We start from the raw sequence: 995 nt of genomic DNA, 5'->3' as shown, positions 1-995 counted from the left end.
TAGAAAAACGCATAGTTACCAGCCAATTTTTTGAGAAATAACAGGCACAAAATTACTGTATTACACGTAAATCAAGAAATTTTGTCTTTGTGACAAAGCCATCTGATGCACTTAGTCCAACAGTATAGTTCCCAGGATTGACGCTGCTGCCATTTAGGGATACATGTATGATACCATGAGATGGACTAGCCACATTTGAAGAAAACTGGACTGTCAGATTCCCAAGCTCTGCAGTTGGCGTAATTGAGCTAGAGGCATTCAAGGAGATAGTATCAGAGTAATGTGAAGCACCAGTAATGGTTACATCAACAACACCTATCTTGTTATGACTCAGCACTACCTTCGTAGCATTGAGGTCAAGGTCAAAAGGTATTGGCATGTTTCCATCTACAACTCCAACTTTGTCAGTGTTCCACTCTGAGAACCAGAGAATCTTTTCATCATGTGGATCTTGTGAAATGTTTAGAGGATAAGTAAGGTAACCATCTTTTGGCAATGATGGAATATCATATTCTATCAGAGTTTTATTAGACACATCAAATCGCCCTATCTTGTTTCCCTGGTGTTCGTTGAACCACAAAACTTGTGGATCATCTACTCCGCGAATCCAGAAAGGCAGTGTAGTTGTATGAAAATTATTTTGAGATGTAGGATATCGTGTAATTTTCCCATCTGTAAGATCATAACTTGTAAGAAAGCTTGTACCGTGTTCAGTCAACCACAAGATGTTCTTGTCCACTAGGAGATCAGTTGGAGCCGAGAACAGAGTGACATTGTCCTTTGGAATTTTCTGTGCAAGTGTAATGTCTTGTGCCAAATTGTCTTTTTGATTAATGGCATACTTGAAGATGTTTTGAGTGCCCACATTTGTTATCCATACAGAATCATTTTGCAAAAATATTCCAGCCGGATTAGTATCAGAACCCGTATCAAAAGTTGAAATGGTGTAATCATTATTTTGTGGCTTTATGACGCCTACAGTATTGCCACGTAAT

1 protein-coding gene is annotated in these 995 nt (G+C 38.7%); it reads right to left on the bottom strand.

The annotated features are described in order from the left end of the window. Window positions 1–52 precede the first annotated feature (52 nt). Window positions 53–995 (bottom strand): hypothetical protein (locus DYY66_RS09965; RefSeq protein WP_218583715.1); only part of this gene is annotated, 943 nt, incomplete at its 5' end.

It is taken from the genome of Candidatus Nitrosotalea sp. FS (assembly GCF_011319475.1).
GTDB lineage: Archaea > Thermoproteota > Nitrososphaeria > Nitrososphaerales > Nitrosopumilaceae > Nitrosotalea.
Note: the sequence above shows the minus strand (reverse complement) of the source record. Positions and strands in the feature narration are given on the sequence as shown.